The organism is Variovorax paradoxus B4 (assembly GCF_000463015.1).
Classification (GTDB): domain Bacteria; phylum Pseudomonadota; class Gammaproteobacteria; order Burkholderiales; family Burkholderiaceae_C; genus Variovorax; species Variovorax paradoxus_E.
Map to the genome: position 1 here is coordinate 819,736 of NC_022247.1, position 16,089 is coordinate 835,824.

Here is a 16,089-nt window from a genome sequence, read left to right on the forward strand (position 1 = left end):
AATCGTTGGATGTCAGTCTTGATTCTCTGAATTCAGCCCCGACTTTGACTGCGCCAGGTCGAGAGCAGCAGTACCCGATCGCAAGCAGCGGACGTTCAAGATGCCGCCTGCAGCGGTACGCCGCCAATATTGGAGCTGTCCCCCTCAAATCAGCTGTCGGGCCGGCAAGATTGCCGGAACTCGGATGATTGCTGCGGGGCAGGCACCGTGAGGTCAAGCTGCGGCCACAGCCGACAGCAATCGCTGCATTGCGGACGCCAGAGGTAGTTTTGCCCGGCCAAACGCTATCGCGACGCCGTGCAATTGAGCCGGCCCGACCCTCAGCTTCAATGTGCGCGTACAGGAGTCTGGCGAATCTTGGTACCCAAGAATTTGTCCAAGGTACTCCCGGCTTTCACACCACAGGCGGAACACCAGCTTGCAAAGAGCAAGACGTCCAGAAAGTTCTCGCCACGTTCAATTTTTGAAATGTATGACTGCCCTACGCGAAGTGCGCTTGCCAACTGAGCTTGTGTGAGCCCCGCTTCCAACCGCAAGCTGCGCAGTAGAGAGCGGAGTTCCTCATATTTGGCATCGTAGAGCGAAACGGACATCCATCAATCGTTAAGTCTCTTTCGGAATAGTCGTAAACAGACTAGAATCAACTGCTCTAGCTGAGACTTCTCCATCGTCGGCGAGTTGTTCCACATGCCCAATCGAACGTTTGCGTCTCCGCTCCCTAGTGCACGGCCCTTGCGTCTGCCGGTGTCGGTGACGCGCGCCCGCCCGCGACGGTCCGCACCTGTCGTGCGCAGCCTGTCCGCGGCGCGCATCGGCGCACAGGTCAGGGCGCTTCGCATGGCGGCCGAGGTGTCTGGCGGCGAACTGGCCAAGACCTCGGGGATTTCTGCCTCGATGCTTTCTCGCATCGAGCGCGGTCTGGTCTCGCCGTCGGTGGAGACCTTGGAGCGCCTCGCGCAGGGCCTGCATGTGCCGACCTCACGCTTCTTCAGTGATCAGGCGCGGCGTACTGACTTTTGCCATGTGCGTGCAGGACATGGTGTCTTGGTCGATCGCATCGGTGCGGTGGCGGACTACCGCTATGAGCTGTTGGGCCATCTGCTGTCGGGCAACCTGTTCGTCGAGCCCTATCTGGTCGCGTTGCTACCCGGCGCCGATCCCTACGTGACCTTCCAACATCCGGGCCTCAAGTTTCTGTACTTCCTGTCCGGGGAGGTCACCTACCGATACGGCGCCAAGTCGGTTGCGGTTGGGGCAGGGGACGCGCTGCTGTTCGATGCGACCGCACTGCATGGGATCGAAGCCATTCAGAACGGGCCGGTGTCGTACCTGTCAGTGGTGTTCACGCTGCGAGAGTAGGCTGTTCTTGGCGGGACTGCCGCGCAGCGGTGCGACGCGGATGCCCATTCGATGGGCCCCCCCGAATTCGCTACGTGCCGAATTCCCCTCTCTGTCCGGCTCTATTTCTCGGTGTTCGGCATGCCGAACACCGAGAAAGCCTCGAACGGGTATCGACAGCGGAGGTCTTCCGCTTGATTGGGCCGTGAGGAAGTCTATGCAGCGGCCGTGTGGGCTTGCTCTGCGAGCGGAATGAATGGAGGCAGCATCGTCGATCGTGAAGTCGGGGAGCCGGTGGTCGCACCATTCACCATTCACCATTTTGAGGTCGTCCGCAGACGTCCGTCAAAATCAAAAAGCCCTAAGTAAATCAACTGCTTAGGGCTTTTTCCATTTCGAAGCGGCCCACAGTTTTTCGAACCGCGGGTTTACGCTTGGATCTGGACCCTCAAGTTTCCGCGCAGCACTGCCGATATCCCTGGTTACTGGCCCCGCATCGGAGCCGTATGGAAAAGCACATGCGCAATTGGAAGATCAGCGCCCAGCTGGGCGCGGCGTTCGGAATCGTGTTGCTGTTGATGGCAACAGGGCTCGTGATCGGCATCGCATGCCTCCAGGACATCGCTGGCGGCGGCATCGCCCCGGAACTCGCACGGCGTATCGAGTCGACACAGAACCTCATGGTGGGCTTCGGGCTCCTCGCGCTGCTGGCGGGCATCGGCTGCAGCGTCTGGCTTTCGCGCAGCATCATGCAGCCGCTTGGCGAAGCGATCTTCATCGCGGAGACCGTGGCCTCGGGCGACCTCAGCAAGGAATTCGAGACCGAGCGCGGCGGCGATTTCGGGCGGCTGCTGCGCGGCATGGGTGAGATGGAAGACACCCTGACGGACGTGGTGACGCGCATCAAGGCATCGACCGATTCGATCGTGGTGGCATCCGGGCAGATCGCTGCCGGCAACCAGGAGCTGTCCTCGCGCACAGAAGAGCAGGCCAGCTCGCTCGAGCAGACCGCGGCCTCGATGGAAGAGCTCACGAGCACCGTCAAGCAGAACGCGGACAACGCGCGGCAGGCCAACCAGCTTGCGCTCTCGGCCTCCGAAGTGGCGGTCAAGGGCGGCAGCGTCGTGGGGCAGGTGGTCGACACCATGGCGTCGATCAATGCTTCTTCCCGGAAGATCGTCGACATCATCGGCGTGATCGACGGCATCGCGTTCCAGACCAACATCCTGGCGCTCAATGCGGCTGTCGAAGCCGCGCGCGCGGGCGAGCAGGGCCGCGGCTTCGCGGTCGTTGCGTCGGAAGTGAGAAGCCTGGCACAACGCTCGGCCGCAGCGGCCAAGGAAATCAAGGGCCTGATCGACGACTCCGTCGGCAAGGTCGACGTGGGTAGCGCGCTCGTGGGCGAAGCGGGCAAGACAATGGAAGAGATCGTGAGCGGTGTCAAACGCGTGACCGACATCATCGGCGAGATCACGGCGGCGAGTCACGAGCAGGCTCAGGGCATCGAGCAGGTGAACCAGGCGATCGCGCAGATGGACCAGGTGACGCAGCAGAATGCGGCGCTGGTCGAAGAGGCTGCGGCCGCGGCCCAATCGCTGCAGGAGCAGGCCGACAGCCTGTCGCAGGTGGTGGCAACCTTCAAGCTCGATGACGATGAGGAGCTCGCCGTGGCGCTGCCCCGGCCTGTGCCCGTTCAGGCGCGGCCTGTCGTGCAGTCGGTCCCGCCGGTTCGGCGCGCCATTGCCGCCGCTCCGCAGCGCAAGCCGGCGGCTGCCATCACGGGGACGTCCGCAGCCAGCGGGGACTGGGAAACTTTCTAAGCCCGAGTGCGTGTCCCGCGCGTGGCCGCGCAGTCCGCGATGAACCGTCAGGCCGGCTGCCAGCCAGCCTTGTGCGCATCGGGTTCTTGTCCGCGACACGATTCAGCTTGATGCCATGCTCAAGAAACGCCTTGAGCCCTGCAAGCGTCCAGGTGAAGCCTTGTGTCGACTCGGCAACGTACTTGACGAGTTCGTCTCCATCACCTGTCCAGCCAGACTCTGTGATGACGACATAGGTCGTTCCATCCTCGCGTGCGGAAAACTTCCATTCGACCGTCGTGCGGCCGCTGTATCCGTCCCACTCGATCACGATGCGCTTGTCGGTTTCAATGTCTTTCACGAGCACCGATGTGGATGCTCCATACATCTCCCAGTCCCATCTGACTTCATGACCGGTCTCGAGCCGGCCGCTGCTCCTGGTGAACCAGAAGTTGGTTGTCACACGGGGATCGATGAACGCCCCGAACCACCTCTGCGGCGGGCTTGCGGATGAGCATCTCCGTCTTTGCCACAGGCGCTTTTGTGATCTCGACTTTCATGGCTGCCTCCTTTGCAGGACTCGATGCCGCGCCTGCAAATTAATCTTGGCATGGAGCGCCTCGCACCACGAGCACTCGGCGCCATTGACCCACCTGCGGCGCGGTTTTCTTTCAATATGCAACGCTCCACTGCACCTACGCGAATGTGAGCATCGCCCTACAGAAGAACAGCCGCAAAAAAATAAGGTGACCGATGGCGAGGCCGAGCAAAGTGTGAAGTGCCTCGCGCAAAAGGAAGCCAAAATTGGACCCCCCATCCAGAACCTTCGAGCGCCGCGCGCTCCGAATTCCCCTGCGTTCGTCCGTAACACTGGAGGCTGACCTTGGGCTGCCGGCGGCCTCCCGCGGGATCGTGCTGTTTGCGCATGGCAGCGGAAGCAGCCGCTTCAGCCCGCGCAACCGCGAGGTCGCGGCGAGCCTCAACGAGGCAGGGCTGGCCACGCTGCTGGTCGACCTTCTGACGCCCGACGAAGAGGCTGTCGACCAACGCACGCGGGAGCTGCGCTTCGATATCGACATGCTGGCCGACCGGCTCGTCGGCTTGACCGACTGGCTGCGCGGCTACGAGCCGACCGCCGGCTTGAGGATCGGCTACTTCGGCGGGAGCACAGGTGCCGGTGCCGCGCTGGTGGCGGCGGCGCAGCGGCCCGATACGGTGCACGCCGTGGTTTCCCGCGGCGGGCGGCCCGACCTGGCCGGGCAGGCGCTCGAGCGCGTGCGCGCCCCCACGCTGCTGATCGTCGGCGGGAGCGACGGACCCGTGATCGACATGAACTGGCAAGCCCTTGCGGCGCTGCGCTGCGAGAAGCGGCTTTCGCTCGTGCCCGGCGCAACGCATCTGTTCGAAGAGCCCGACGCCCTTGGCGCGGTCTCGAAACTGGCACGCGACTGGTTCCGGGACCATCTCGATCCCTCCAGGAGTACGAAAAGATGAGCAAATCACCAGGGCACCAGAAATGGCCCGGCCACCAGGTCCGCGAAGAGCCGCTGCGGCAGCAGCCGATGGAGGTCGAGGTCGAAGGCGTGGTCGTCGCGAGCTCGACGGACGTGATCAAGGTTGTCGAGGACAAGTCGCCGGTGCGCTACTACTTTCCGCGCACCGACGTTCGCACGGAGAAGCTGATGCGCTCGCAAACCACGTCCGAATGTCCGTTCAAGGGCACCGCGAGCTACTACAGCCTGAACGTGGGCGAACGGCGGCTCGACGACGCGATCTGGTCGTATGAAGATCCGTACGACGAGCACCAGGCGCTGAAGGGCCGCATGGCTTTCTACGACGACAGGTTTCCGGAGATCCACGTTCGTCCGAACAGCTGAACTGCCGAGCTTCGGCGAAGGCGCTGACCACTCAGGATGGATGGAGGCCGCGCTCCACGGACGCCAGCAGGTCGTCAGGATGCAGCATGGCCGCGCGCGCCTTCTGTGCAGTTTCGTACTGGTGCAATGCGGACTGCAGCCGCGGCGCCGTGGCCAGCGCATTCCATACCGGGGCCAGCGCGGCATGCGATGGCGCCTCGCCGCGCGCGAGCTGCTGCGCGAAGGCGAGGCTCGCGGGCTCGGCGAGCAGCACGGCCTTCGTTGCGGCGCCCAGCGGCTGCGGCAAGGCTTCGAGCGGCGCCGAGCAGCAATAGATCACGTGGGGCGGCAACAGGCGGCGGATCGGGCGCAGGCCCTGAAGCGAGGTGCCAAGGATGCGCTGCTCGCCGTCGGCCGATGCAAAGGCGTAAACCGCTTCGGCGTGGGCCTGCGCAAGGCGCCGCAGGCCGCGCAGCAGGCGCGGAAAGTCGGACGTGGCGGCCGCGGGAGATGCCTTGGTTTCGGCAAGGAGAACAAGGTCGGCGGCGCCGTTCCCATCGCCGCGCACGATCGCGGCGTCCCATTCTTCCTTCGCCTTGTTCGCTTCTCCCGGAAACCCGCGGGGCGTGCGAAGACCGCGTGCGACGCGGTAGATGGCGGCTCCCTTGCGATGGCGATTCAGCGAATCGGCGATCTTGCGGAACGCCTCGACCGCGGCGTGTTCGGCGATCCGGCCCTGCTGCGCCGATGCGCGCCCTTCGGCGGCCGCGGCATCACTGCCCGCGAGCGGTCCGCGCCGTTCGCACAGCGCCTGGTAGCGCTGCACGCTCTCGAACCGGAGCAGCTCGCTGCCGCGTTCCAGCCGCTGCAGCGCGGGGCTGGAACGGATCGCCTCCAACGGCGCCTGAAAATTTCCGGGGCCGGGGAGTTCCTGCGCCAGCAACTGCTCGATGGCTCGCGCAAGCTCCGTCCACGCGTCCGTTGCCGCGAGGCCATGCAGACGGGCCAGCGCGTCGCGCACGGCTCCGGCCGGTTCGCGCCGCAGCTTGCCAGGGTGCGCGATGGCATCGGCCGCCATCCTCACGCTGCGCCGATCGGCCGCGCGCTGCCTGGAAAGCTGCACGTGCTCATGCACCGCCGCATCCTGCGCCTGCAGCATGGCGGCCTGGAATGCCGGGTCGCCGCGTTCGGGCGCGAGCGCCTCGCGGATCAACTGCGCCAGCGCGCGGGTGAAAAGCGCTTGTATGGCATCGTGGCCGGGCGAAGATGCAGGCGATGCCTTCTCGATGCGCGCAGCCTCTATCGCAAAGGCGAGCGCGGCTTCCGTGCCGCCGGCCACGGCCGCCTCCGCATTGGCCGGCAGGGGCGGCAGGCGGTACCTGCGCGGTGCGGCGCGCAAGGCGGCCAGGAGAACGGCGTCAAGGTGCTGCTGCTGCAATTCCATTCGAATCCTGCTGCTGGACGTCCTGAGAAGACGAGGGCCGCCATGGCTGCATGGCATGACATTTCTGAGCGCATCGGCGCCACGGGTGACACTGAATGTCATCTGGGGCGCATCTTCCTGCACGTTCGCGGCGCCGTTGCGTCCCGGTCCGGCCATGCGGCGAATAGGAAAGGATGCATCCGCGGATTGGGCATGCATGTTGCAGTAACGAGATTTAACAAAACTCGATCCGACATGCATCAGCCAAACAGCGAAGACAACATCAATCCCTTGGACCGCCGTGCATTTTGCGTGGGCGCCATGAGCCTCGTCGCCCTGGGCACCACCGCTTGCGGAGGAGGTGGTGGCGGCGGCGGCGGCACAGCGGGCGGCCTCGGCGCGCTGGGCAGTGCGCCGCCGGCGGATGCATCGGCCGTGGCGGCCGCCCCGGCCCCCGCGACCGTGCCCGACGCGGCGCCTCCTGCACCGCAGGCGCGAAAGTTCGCGCATCCCGGCCTGCTGCACACCGAAGCCGACTTCGAGCGCATGCGCCTGAAGGTCGCGGCCAATGCGCAGCCCTGGCTCGCCGGATGGAATGCGCTGATATCCAACGGCCGTTCTCAGCTCGGCGCCACCCCGCGGCCGCTGGCCACGGTGATACGCGGCGGCGACGGGCAGAACTTCGCACAGATGTACATCGACATCGCGCGGACCTACCAGCTCGCGCTGCGCTGGAAGGTTTCCGGGGATACACGCTATGCCGACCTGGCGGTTGTGTTCCTGAACGCGTGGTCGTCCACGCTGACGTCGATCGAAGGCAATGCGGACCGCTTCCTGGCCGCGGGGATCTATGGCCAGCAGTTCGCGAACGCGGCCGAGATCATGCGGTCCTACGCCGGATGGGCGGCCAGCGACCTCGCGCGCTTCCAGAACATGATGCTGACCGTGTTCTATCCGCTCAACCACAGCTTCCTGGTCAATCACAACGGCTCCGAGATCACCAACTACTGGGCCAACTGGGACCAGTGCGCGATGGGCTCGATCCTGGCCATCGGCGTGCTGTGCGACCGGCAGGACATCTACGACGAGGCGCTCGACTACTACAGGAACGGCGCGGGCAACGGCGCGGGCCTGCAGGCGGTCTACCACGTGCATCCCGGCTACCTTGGCCAATGGCAGGAGAGCGGCCGCGACCAGGGCCACTGCACGCTGGGCATCGGCCTGGCGGGCGCATTCTGCGAGATGGCGTGGAACCAGGGCGACGACATCTACGGCTACGAGAACAACCGCTTCCTTGCCGGCGCCGAATACGTGGCGAAGTCCAACCTGCGCGACGGCGCCGGCAACTTCTACACCGTGCCCTTCCTCACCAGCGCCAACCGGCAGGGAACGAAGACCGTGCTGTCGACCAGCGGCCTCGGCCACCAGCGCGGCATCTGGGAAAGCGTCTACAACCACTATGCGAACCGCCTGGGCATCGCCACGCCCTACACCGCGCTGCAGGCCGCGCAGATGCGGCCCGAATCGGACGGCGGCAATGGCGACCAGCTCGGCTTCGGAACGCTCACCTACACACGCGATCCGATCGCGACGCCCGTGCGGCCGAGCGGGCTCACCGCGCGGGTGCATGGATCGCAGGTCGAGCTGTCGTGGTGGGGCTGCACGGGCGCGCTGAGCTACTCGGTCAAGCGCGCCACCGTGGCGGGCGGCCCGTACGCCACGGTGGCCACGGGCATCAGCGATACGCTGACCTTCACCGACAGCACTGTCGCGCCCGGCGTGGTGTACCACTATGCGGTGGTTGCGCTGACCGCGGCCGGAGAAGGCGACCCTTCCGACGAGGCCAGGGCTCCCATCAAGGCCGAACTGCTGTTGCAGCTCGGCTTCGGCGAGACGCAGAACGCGGCGGACTACGCGGACCTTCCCGTGGGCCTGCTGAAGAACGTGGCCGACTTCACCATCGCATGCCGGGTGCACCTGGACGAGATTGCGACCTGGTCGCGCGTCTTCGACTTCGGCTCCGGCGAGCGCCGCTACATGATGCTGACGCCGCGCAGCAACGCCGGCACGGTGCGCTATGCGATCTCTCCTGTCCACGGCTACAACATGCAGATGATCGAAGGCTCGTCGCCGCTGCCGACCGGCCGCTGGGTGCATGTGGCGGTGACCTTGTCCGGCACGCTCGGCACGCTGTACATCGATGGTGCGGTGGCCGGCAGCAATGCGCAGATGACCTTCGCGCCCTGCGAACTCGGAGAGACGACGCAGAACTTTCTCGGGCGTTCGCAGTATCCGAACGATCCGCCGCTGCGCGGGCGCCTCGACGATTTCCGCGTGTACCAGGGCGCGCTGAGCGCTGCGGAGATTTCGTTGCTGGCCTAGCGCCGGCGCGCAGGGGCCGGGTTCTGGTCCAGCGCTGGCCTCAGGCCGATTTGCCGAGGCTGCCATCGGACACCAGGTGGGCCAGGAACTCCTGCGCCGCCGGCGACAGTGCCGCCCGGTCGGCCACGCAGACCCAGAGCTGCCGGTGCGCCCAGTCGTCGTCCAGCGGGAGCACGATCAGGCCCATCCGTGCCTCGTAGTGGACCGCGATGCCGACCGGAACGATGGCCAGGCCCAGGCCTTCGCGCACCAGGTCGCATCGTGCCTCGGTATTCGACACCTGTGCGCGCACGCGCAGCGGGCGCGGCAGCGGCGCGCCGATCAGCTGCATGAACTCTTCCAGGCTGTGCCGCGGAAAGTAGCCCACGAAGTCGTAGTCGAGCGCGTCTTCCAGCCGCAGCCTTTCCCGCATGCACAGCGGATGGCCCACCGGCACGACGAGCCCGACGCGGTCCGTGCGATAGGGCAGCGACACCACGCCGGAGGCCGGATGCGCGGCGTGGTAGACGCCGATGTCCGCCTCGCCATTCGCCACGAGGCGGGGAATGTCGCAGCTGAAGGCCTCCATCAGGTCGACGCGCGTCTCGGGCGCACGGCGCGAGAAGCTGCTGATCTCCGAAGGCAGGAACTGCTGCACCGCGGACGAATTGGCCACCAGGCGCATCTTGGGCCCGCCGCTGGCCGAGCAGGCGCCGAGCGAAAGACTCTTCTCTTCGATGGAGGCCATGAGGATTTCGGGTGATGCGATGTCCGTGGCGCACTTCTCGGCCTGTTGCGGCGCCCCGCCCGGAAGAGCGCGCGGGAGGGCCGAACGCTAGACCGCGCCGTGCGCCTCCACGTAGAGCGCATAGAGCGAATGGCTGCTCGTCATGTAGAGGCGGTTGCGCTTGGGCCCGCCGAACTCGAGGTTCGCGCAGCGCTCTGGAAGACGGATGAAGCCGATCGGCTTGCCTTCGCGGTTGAAGATCTTCACGCCGTCCATCTCTTCGGATTTTCCGAGCGGCAAGTGGGCCTTCATGCCACCGCCCACGTCGGTGGGCTCGGGCGCGAAGGCGCCGCTGAAGCCCCATCCGCACCAGAGGTTGCCGTCGCGGTCGACGCGGAATCCGTCGAGCGCGCCGGGCCCGTCCGCGTCGATGAGCTTGGTCTTGTTCGACACGCTGGCGCCGTCGGCTGCAACGTCGTAGCTCCAGATGCTGCGGTTCGGCGTGCCTTTCCACTCGACCACGTAGAGCTTTTTCTCGTCCGGCGAGAACGCGAGCCCGTTCGGGTTCACGAGATCGGTGATGACGGCGCTGAGCTTGCCGTCCTTCGCGATGCGGTAGACGTTGGTGGTGGCCTGCTCGGGCATTGCCCTGGACCCTTCCCACTCGCCATTGATGCCGAAGGTCGGGTCGGTGAACCACACGGTGTCGTCGGACCTGACGACCACGTCGTTGGGCGCGTTGAGCCTCTTGCCCTCGTGGCTGTCGGCGAGCACGGTCATCCGGCCGTTCTTCTCGGTGCGCACCACGCGGCGCGTGACCGAATGCTCGCAGGTGACGAGGCGGCCCTGGCGATCGCGCGTATTGCCGTTGGCGTAGTTGGCGTTGTGCTTGTGCACCGTGAACTTGCCGGTCTTCTCGTCGTACTTCATGAGCCGGTTGTTCGGAATGTCGCTGCACAGCAGGTAGCCGCCCTCCGGAAAATAAACCGGGCCCTCCGCCCATCGCATGCCGCTGCCCAGCTGCTCGACGGTGCTGCTGTAGATGCGGTACTTGGCAAAGCTCGGGTCCAGGATCAGCACCGACGGGTCCGGGTAGCGCTGGTTGGGCTTGAAGTCGAAAGACTGCGCGCCGGCCAGCCCGGCGAAGGCGGCCAGTCCCGAGCCTGCGGCATTCGTCAGGAAGCGGCGGCGAGGCTTGAGGGTTGCGTTCTGCATCTGTAGATCTCCTTTTGTCGTTGTGGAAAACCGGCAGACGCCAATCTTACGTACCCGCCTCACGAAGTGATGACGCGCGGCGTTCGCACGGTGGCGCCGGGCGGCACCATCGTGCAGGCGGCCAAGGCCCTCGAGGCCAGCCGTGTGCGAGAGTCTGTCTTCGCTCGGGCGCTGTCTCAGGCGCCCTGGGCGTGGGGCTGGCCCGGCGCCCGGCGGCGAATCTCGCTGTGGAGCGCGCGTTGTCCGGCGGCCAGCGCGAGTTCATAGGTGTCCGCCGGATCGAAGGCGTCGCGAAGCACCTTGGGGTTCGCTCCGTTCGCATCCGTTTCGAGCAGGCGCCAGACAAATGAACCGAGGGCTGGCTCCTCGATGATGAGTTCGATGGGCTGTGTCATCCATGCAACTTGCATCAACCCGCGCCAAATGTATGTAGGCCGAATTCGAATGCTGCCGGCCCCGCGCCCGATGGGGGCGGTTCGTCAGCCGGGCTTCCTGCCTTCGCCTTCCGCTCTCAGCCGCAATGCATTCGTGATGACCGACGCCGAGCTCAGGCTCATCGCCAGCGCCGCGATCATCGGCGACAGCAGCCAGCCCGTGAACGGGAACAGCACGCCTGCGGCCAGGGGCACGCCGAGCGCGTTGTAGACGAACGCGAAGCCCAGGTTCTGCTTCATGTTGGCGATGGTCTTCTCGGAGACGATGCGCGCCTGCGCAATGCCGCGCAGGTCGCCCTTGACCAGCGTGACCTGGGCGCTGTTCATCGCCACGTCGGTGCCGGTGCCCATGGCCACGCCGACGTCCGCTTTGGCCAGTGCGGGTGCATCGTTGATGCCATCGCCGGCCATGGCGACGACGCGCCCTTCGCGCTGCAGTTTCTCGACCAGCGCCAGCTTGTCGGCCGGCTTGACTTCGCCATGCACCTCGTCGATGCCCAGCCTGGCGGCAACGGCGCGCGCCGTGGTGAGGCCGTCGCCCGTGGCCATGATCACGCGCATGCCCGATGCCTTGAGCGCCGCGAGCGCTTCCACGGTGGTGGCCTTGATGGGATCGGACACGGCAAGCAGGCCGGCAAGCTTGCCGTCGGCGGCCAGGAACATCACGCTGGCCCCTTCGGCGCGCAGCGCCTCGGCCTGCGGCCTGAGCGCGTCGACCGGCACGCCAAGCTGATCCATCAGCGCGGTGTTGCCGAGTGCCAGCCGCTGGCCGCCGACGCTGCCGCTCACGCCGATGCCGCTGCTGGACTCGAACTCGTCGGCCGCGGCCAGCGCGAGATCGCGCTCGCGTGCCGCGCGGACGATGGCATGCGCCAGCGGATGCTCGCTGCCCTGGTCCAGGCTTGCCGCGAGGCGCAGCACCTCGTCTTCGGTGAAGCCGGGCAGGGCCGCCGCGCGTTCGAAGCTCGGCCTGCCTTCGGTCAGCGTGCCCGTCTTGTCGACGATGAGCGTGTCGACCTTGCGGAAATTCTCGATGGCGGCCGCATCGCGGAACAGCACGCCCTGCGTGGCCGCCTTGCCGGTGGCCACCATGATCGACATCGGCGTGGCCAGGCCGAGCGCGCAGGGGCAGGCAATGATGAGCACCGCCACCGCATTGATGAGGCCGTGGGTCCAGCTCGGCGCCGGACCGAAGAACCCCCATGCGAAGAACGTCAGCACCGCAATGCCGATGACGGCCATCACGAAGTAGCCGGCCACCCGGTCGGCCATGCGCTGCATCGGCGCCCTGGAGCGCTGGGCCTGCACCACCATCTGCACGATGCTCGCGAGCACGGTCTGCGAACCGACCTTTTCCGACTGCATCACCAGCGCGCCGCTCGTGTTCAGCGTGGCGCCGATGAGCTTGTCGCCCACCCGCTTGGTCACGGGCAGCGGCTCGCCGGTGAGCATCGACTCGTCGACCGCGCTCGCGCCCTCGACCACCACGCCGTCCACCGGCACCTTTTCGCCGGGCCGCACGCGCAGCCTGTCGCCGACGTGCACGTGCGCGATCGGCACGTCTTCCTCGGCGCCGTTGGCACCGATGCGCCGCGCCGTCTTGGGCGCGAGGCCCAGCAGCGACTTGATGGCTGCCGAGGTCTGCGAGCGCGCCTTGAGCTCGAGGATCTGGCCGAGCAGCGTGAGCGAAATGATCACCGCAGCCGCCTCGAAGTACACCGCCACGCGGCCCATCGACATGAACGAATCGGGAAACACGCGGGGTGCCACCGTGGCCACCACGCTGTAGGCGAAGGCGGCCGAGGTGCCCAGGCCGATGAGCGTCCACATGTTGGGGCTGCGGTTTGCAACGGATTGCACGGCACGCTCGAAGAACGGCCATCCCGCCCAGAGCACGATCGGCGCCGAAAGAACCAGTTCGATCCAGCTCTGCGTGGCCATCTCGAACCACTGCAGGCGGTGCCCCGCCATCGCGAGCACGGTGACCGCGATGGTGAGCGGCAGCGTCCACACGAAGCGCCGCTTGAAGTCGCGCAGTTCGGGGTCTTCGCCCTCCTCGAGCGTCGGCATCACGGGTTCCAGCGTCATGCCGCACTTGGGACAGTTGCCCGGATGGTCCTGCCGGATCTCCGGATGCATGGGGCAGGTGTAGATGGTTCCGGCGGCCTCGACCGGCGCCTCGCCCACGGGCGCATGTGCGTGCGGCGCGTGGCGGCTTTCGAGATGCGGGTGCTCCGGCGGGCCGGAATGCGCGTGGTTCATTCGAACTCTCCAACGAGAAAACAAGAGAGGATGCGCGCCATGTGGAGCGCATGTCCAGTTTCCGCGTTGACACCGTGTCAAGGTCAAGGCCGGCGCGGTGGCCGGCCACTGGGCCTTCTCAGACGGCGGAGGTGGCGGCGGCAGGCGCGCTGCTGCCCGCACCCGGCGGCGCCGTGACGATCGAGGTGAGCGCCGGTTCGGCCGCGCGCAAGGACGCCAGGTCGGGGCGCGGGCGGCGCAGCTGCGCGTCGGCGGCGAATGCCTTTTCCATGGCGTGCGCCGCGCCCAGCACCTGGTGGTCGGCCCTGAAGGCACCCACGATCTGCAGCCCGAACGGCATGCCCGCATGGTCGAGGCCGCAGGGCAGCGACAGCGCCGGGTGCGTCGTCAGCGTGACGACGTAGGTCAGCGCCAGCCAGCGGTAGTAGTTCGCCTGCTTCTCGCCGTTGATGGTGTCCGCGTACAGCTGCGTCCACGGAAAGGGCGACACGGGCGTGGTGGGCGAGAGGATCAGGTCGTAGTCGGCGAAGGTGGCCTGGAAGCGCTTGATGAGCCGGGTCTGCTCGGCCTGGGCCCAGGCGCTGTCGAGCAGGCTCATCTGCGCGCCCATCTCGTAGTTGGCGCGGGAGTTGGGACCCAGGCTGGCGGGGTCGCGCTGGTAGGCGGCATGCATGCCGGCCACGAAGGCCTCGGCGCGCAGCACGTCGAAGCAGCGGTGCGCTTCGCCGAGGTCGAGCTCGACCTTGTCGCAGCGCTTGAACAGGTGCCGCATCGCGCCGATCTTGCTGCGCATGGTGGCGCGGATGCCGTCGTCCACCGCGCAGGTGCCGAAGTCCTCGGTCCACGCCACGCGCAGGTTGCTCAGGTCGATGCCGGCCGGCTTCAGGAAGCTGAGCGGATCGAGCGGATAGCTCAGCGGATCGCCCGCGTGCATGCCGGCGGAGGCGGCCATCTGCAGGCAGGCGTCTTCCACCGTGCGGCCCATCGGGCCCACGACCGAGATGGGCGTCCAGCCCAGCAGCTTTCGCACGCTCGGCACGATGCCCGGCGAGGGCCGGAAGCCCACCACGCCGCACTTGGCGGCCGGAATGCGCAGCGAGCCGCCGGTGTCGGAGCCGGTGCACACGGGCAGCATGTCGCAGGCCAGCGCGGCGGCCGAGCCGCCGGAGGAGCCGCCGGCATTCAGGTTCGGATCGAAGGGGTTGCCGGTGGCGCCCCACACCTCGTTGCGCGAGTTGGCGCCGGCACCCATTTCCGGAACGTTGGTCTTGCCCGCCACGATGGCGCCGGCCTTGCGAAGGCGGGCCACCAGCTCGATGTCTTCCTGCGGCACGTGGTCGCGGAAGATCGCGGAGCCCCAGGTGGTGAGAAGGCCTTCGGTGGGCTCGAGGTCCTTCACGCCGAGCGGCAGGCCGTGCAGCAGGCCCAGCGGATTGCCGCGCATGACGGCGCTTTCCGCCGCCCGGGCCTCGGCCCTCGCGCGCTCGAAGCAGGTGGCGGTCACGGCGTTGATGAAAGGGTTCACGCGTTCGATGCGCGCGATGCAGGCTTCGAGCAGCTCGACCGGCGAGACCGCCTTGCTGCCGATGAGCCGGCGCAGTTCGACGGCGGATTGTTCGATCAATTCGGTGTGGCTGCTCATGTCGCTTCGGGGGCGTTCATCAATCTGCGGTGATGTTGGCGCGCGCGGCAATGGCGCGCATCAGCGGCAATTCCTTGTTGATCAATTCGCTCACGGCGGCCGAATTGCTGTAGCCCGGCTCCAGGCCCTGGGCACTGAGCTTGGCGCGCGTGTCGGGATCGGCAATGGTCGCGGCCAGCGCCTTCTCGAGCTTGGCCTTCACCTCGGCCGGCAGGCCCTTCGGCGCGGCCAGGACCAGCCAGGTGTCGGTGCTGACCTCGGGGTAGCCGCTCTCGGCCATGGTGGGCACGTCGGGCAGCAGGGTCGAGCGCTTGGCCGTGGTCACCGCTATGGCCTTGATCTTGCCGCTCTTGAGCTGGGGAATGGCCGCGCTCACGGTGTCGACGCTGAACGGAACCTGCCCGCCCATCAGGTCGGTCATGGCCGGGGCGCTGCCCTTGTAGGGCACGTGCGTCATCTTGAGGCCGGCGGCATGCAGGATGGTCTCGCCGGCGAACTGAGAGGTGGTGCCGGTGCCGAAGGACGCGTACGAATACTTCCCGGGCGAGGCCTTCACGTAGTCGACGAACTGCTTGACGGTCTGCACCGGCACCTCGCTGTTCGCAAGCAGGATGAGGCCCACGCGCCCGGCCAGGCCGATCGGCTCGAAGCCCTTGACCGGGTCGTAGGGAAGGTTGGGACGGATGGCGGGATTCACGGTGAAAGTGGTGCCCGAACTGATCAGCAGCGTGTAGCCGTCGGGCGCCGCCTTGGAAACGTAGCTTGCGCCAATCACCGTGCCGGCGCCGCCGCGGTTCTCGATGACCACGGGCTGGCCGAGCTCCTTGCCCAGGCGCTGGGCGATCACGCGGCCGTTCACGTCGGTGGCGCCGCCGGGCGGAAAGGGAATCACGAGCGTGACCGGGCGCGACGGAAACCCGGTCTCCGCGGCCAGGGCGGCGAGCGGCGCCAGGCCGAGGCAGGACAACAGCACCATGCGGGCCAGTGCGGGGAGGCGTTTCATGAAGGACTCCTGGAGGAACAGAGCGGGGA

General features: G+C 66.7%; 14 protein-coding genes. 5 read left to right on the forward strand and 9 right to left on the reverse strand.

Annotation, left to right across the window (positions count from 1 at the left end):
* Positions 1-326: 326 nt before the first annotated feature.
* Entirely contained in the window at positions 327-593 is a 267-nt protein-coding gene (locus tag VAPA_RS33750) for a helix-turn-helix domain-containing protein (RefSeq protein WP_021005429.1), read from the reverse strand.
* 193 nt (positions 594-786) lie between these two features.
* On the opposite strand from VAPA_RS33750, the gene VAPA_RS03725 reads away from it, so the two are divergent.
* Both VAPA_RS03725 and VAPA_RS03730 read left to right on the forward strand, forming a co-directional pair.
* Entirely contained in the window at positions 787-1,359 is a 573-nt protein-coding gene (locus VAPA_RS03725) for a helix-turn-helix domain-containing protein (RefSeq protein WP_021005430.1), read from the forward strand.
* Positions 1,360-1,856: 497 nt separating this feature from the next.
* A complete protein-coding gene (locus tag VAPA_RS03730) occupies positions 1,857-3,158 on the forward strand; it encodes a methyl-accepting chemotaxis protein (protein ID WP_021005431.1) in 1,302 nt (433 codons plus the stop codon).
* Here the strand turns inward: VAPA_RS03730 and VAPA_RS33755 are convergent.
* A complete protein-coding gene (locus VAPA_RS33755) occupies positions 3,115-3,600 on the reverse strand; it encodes an SRPBCC family protein (RefSeq protein ID WP_230558956.1) in 486 nt (161 codons plus the stop codon). The genes VAPA_RS03730 and VAPA_RS33755 overlap by 44 nt on opposite strands.
* Positions 3,601-3,941: 341 nt before the next feature.
* Between VAPA_RS33755 and VAPA_RS03735 the strand changes: the two genes are divergently transcribed.
* Positions 3,942-4,631, forward strand: coding sequence for a dienelactone hydrolase family protein (locus tag VAPA_RS03735; protein WP_021005432.1), 690 nt, complete (start codon positions 3,942-3,944; stop codon positions 4,629-4,631).
* A complete protein-coding gene (locus VAPA_RS03740; RefSeq protein WP_021005433.1) occupies positions 4,628-5,014 on the forward strand; it encodes a DUF427 domain-containing protein in 387 nt (128 codons plus the stop codon). The genes VAPA_RS03735 and VAPA_RS03740 overlap by 4 nt, the downstream gene beginning before the upstream one ends.
* A 31-nt stretch (positions 5,015-5,045) precedes the next feature.
* Here the strand turns inward: VAPA_RS03740 and VAPA_RS03745 are convergent, their stop codons facing one another.
* Entirely contained in the window at positions 5,046-6,437 is a 1,392-nt protein-coding gene (locus tag VAPA_RS03745) for a hypothetical protein (protein ID WP_021005434.1), read from the reverse strand.
* A 234-nt stretch (positions 6,438-6,671) separates the two neighbouring features.
* Between VAPA_RS03745 and VAPA_RS03750 the strand changes: the two genes are divergently transcribed.
* Entirely contained in the window at positions 6,672-8,798 is a 2,127-nt protein-coding gene (locus tag VAPA_RS03750; RefSeq protein WP_021005435.1) for a LamG-like jellyroll fold domain-containing protein, read from the forward strand.
* A gap of 40 nt (positions 8,799-8,838) precedes the next feature.
* Here VAPA_RS03750 and VAPA_RS03755 read toward each other — a convergent pair whose 3' ends face one another.
* The 6 genes from VAPA_RS03755 to VAPA_RS03780 all read right to left on the reverse strand — a co-directional run bounded on the left by VAPA_RS03755 (position 8,839) and on the right by VAPA_RS03780 (position 16,060).
* Positions 8,839-9,525, reverse strand: coding sequence for a LysR substrate-binding domain-containing protein (locus VAPA_RS03755; protein ID WP_021005436.1), 687 nt, complete (start codon positions 9,523-9,525; stop codon positions 8,839-8,841).
* 87 nt (positions 9,526-9,612) lie between these two features.
* Positions 9,613-10,719 carry an SMP-30/gluconolactonase/LRE family protein gene (locus VAPA_RS03760; RefSeq protein WP_021005437.1) on the reverse strand — a complete coding sequence of 369 codons (1,107 nt, stop codon included), beginning with the start codon at positions 10,717-10,719 and terminating at the stop codon, positions 9,613-9,615.
* Positions 10,720-10,895: 176 nt separating this feature from the next.
* The gene (locus VAPA_RS03765) at positions 10,896-11,114 is read right to left on the reverse strand and encodes a hypothetical protein (protein WP_230558958.1); all 219 of its coding nucleotides are present in this window, start codon (positions 11,112-11,114) and stop codon (positions 10,896-10,898) included.
* An 84-nt stretch (positions 11,115-11,198) separates the two neighbouring features.
* Positions 11,199-13,415 carry a copper-transporting P-type ATPase gene (locus tag VAPA_RS03770; RefSeq protein WP_021005439.1) on the reverse strand — a complete coding sequence of 739 codons (2,217 nt, stop codon included), beginning with the start codon at positions 13,413-13,415 and terminating at the stop codon, positions 11,199-11,201.
* A 118-nt stretch (positions 13,416-13,533) separates the two neighbouring features.
* Positions 13,534-15,057 (reverse strand): amidase, encoded by a 1,524-nt coding sequence (locus VAPA_RS03775; protein WP_021005440.1) that lies wholly within the window; start codon positions 15,055-15,057, stop codon positions 13,534-13,536.
* 19 nt (positions 15,058-15,076) lie between these two features.
* Positions 15,077-16,060: a Bug family tripartite tricarboxylate transporter substrate binding protein gene (locus tag VAPA_RS03780; RefSeq protein WP_021005441.1), complete on the reverse strand. Its 984-nt coding sequence runs from the start codon at positions 16,058-16,060 to the stop codon at positions 15,077-15,079.
* Positions 16,061-16,089: the final 29 nt, after the last annotated feature.

What these genes read in the sequence shown, in the direction of transcription:
- VAPA_RS03740 (WP_021005433.1), top strand. Translation starts at nt 4,628, where the DNA reads ATGAGCAAATCACCAGGGCACCAGAAATGGCCCGGCCACCAGGTCCGC.
- VAPA_RS03750 (WP_021005435.1), top strand. Translation starts at nt 6,672, where the DNA reads ATGCATCAGCCAAACAGCGAAGACAACATCAATCCCTTGGACCGCCGT.
- VAPA_RS33750 (WP_021005429.1), bottom strand. Translation starts at nt 593, where the DNA reads ATGTCCGTTTCGCTCTACGATGCCAAATATGAGGAACTCCGCTCTCTA.
- VAPA_RS03745 (WP_021005434.1), bottom strand. Translation starts at nt 6,437, where the DNA reads ATGGAATTGCAGCAGCAGCACCTTGACGCCGTTCTCCTGGCCGCCTTG.
- VAPA_RS03730 (WP_021005431.1), top strand. Translation starts at nt 1,857, where the DNA reads ATGCGCAATTGGAAGATCAGCGCCCAGCTGGGCGCGGCGTTCGGAATC.
- VAPA_RS03760 (WP_021005437.1), bottom strand. Translation starts at nt 10,719, where the DNA reads ATGCAGAACGCAACCCTCAAGCCTCGCCGCCGCTTCCTGACGAATGCC.
- VAPA_RS03780 (WP_021005441.1), bottom strand. Translation starts at nt 16,060, where the DNA reads ATGAAACGCCTCCCCGCACTGGCCCGCATGGTGCTGTTGTCCTGCCTC.
- VAPA_RS03755 (WP_021005436.1), bottom strand. Translation starts at nt 9,525, where the DNA reads ATGGCCTCCATCGAAGAGAAGAGTCTTTCGCTCGGCGCCTGCTCGGCC.
- VAPA_RS03765 (WP_230558958.1), bottom strand. Translation starts at nt 11,114, where the DNA reads ATGACACAGCCCATCGAACTCATCATCGAGGAGCCAGCCCTCGGTTCA.
- VAPA_RS03775 (WP_021005440.1), bottom strand. Translation starts at nt 15,057, where the DNA reads ATGAGCAGCCACACCGAATTGATCGAACAATCCGCCGTCGAACTGCGC.
- VAPA_RS03770 (WP_021005439.1), bottom strand. Translation starts at nt 13,415, where the DNA reads ATGAACCACGCGCATTCCGGCCCGCCGGAGCACCCGCATCTCGAAAGC.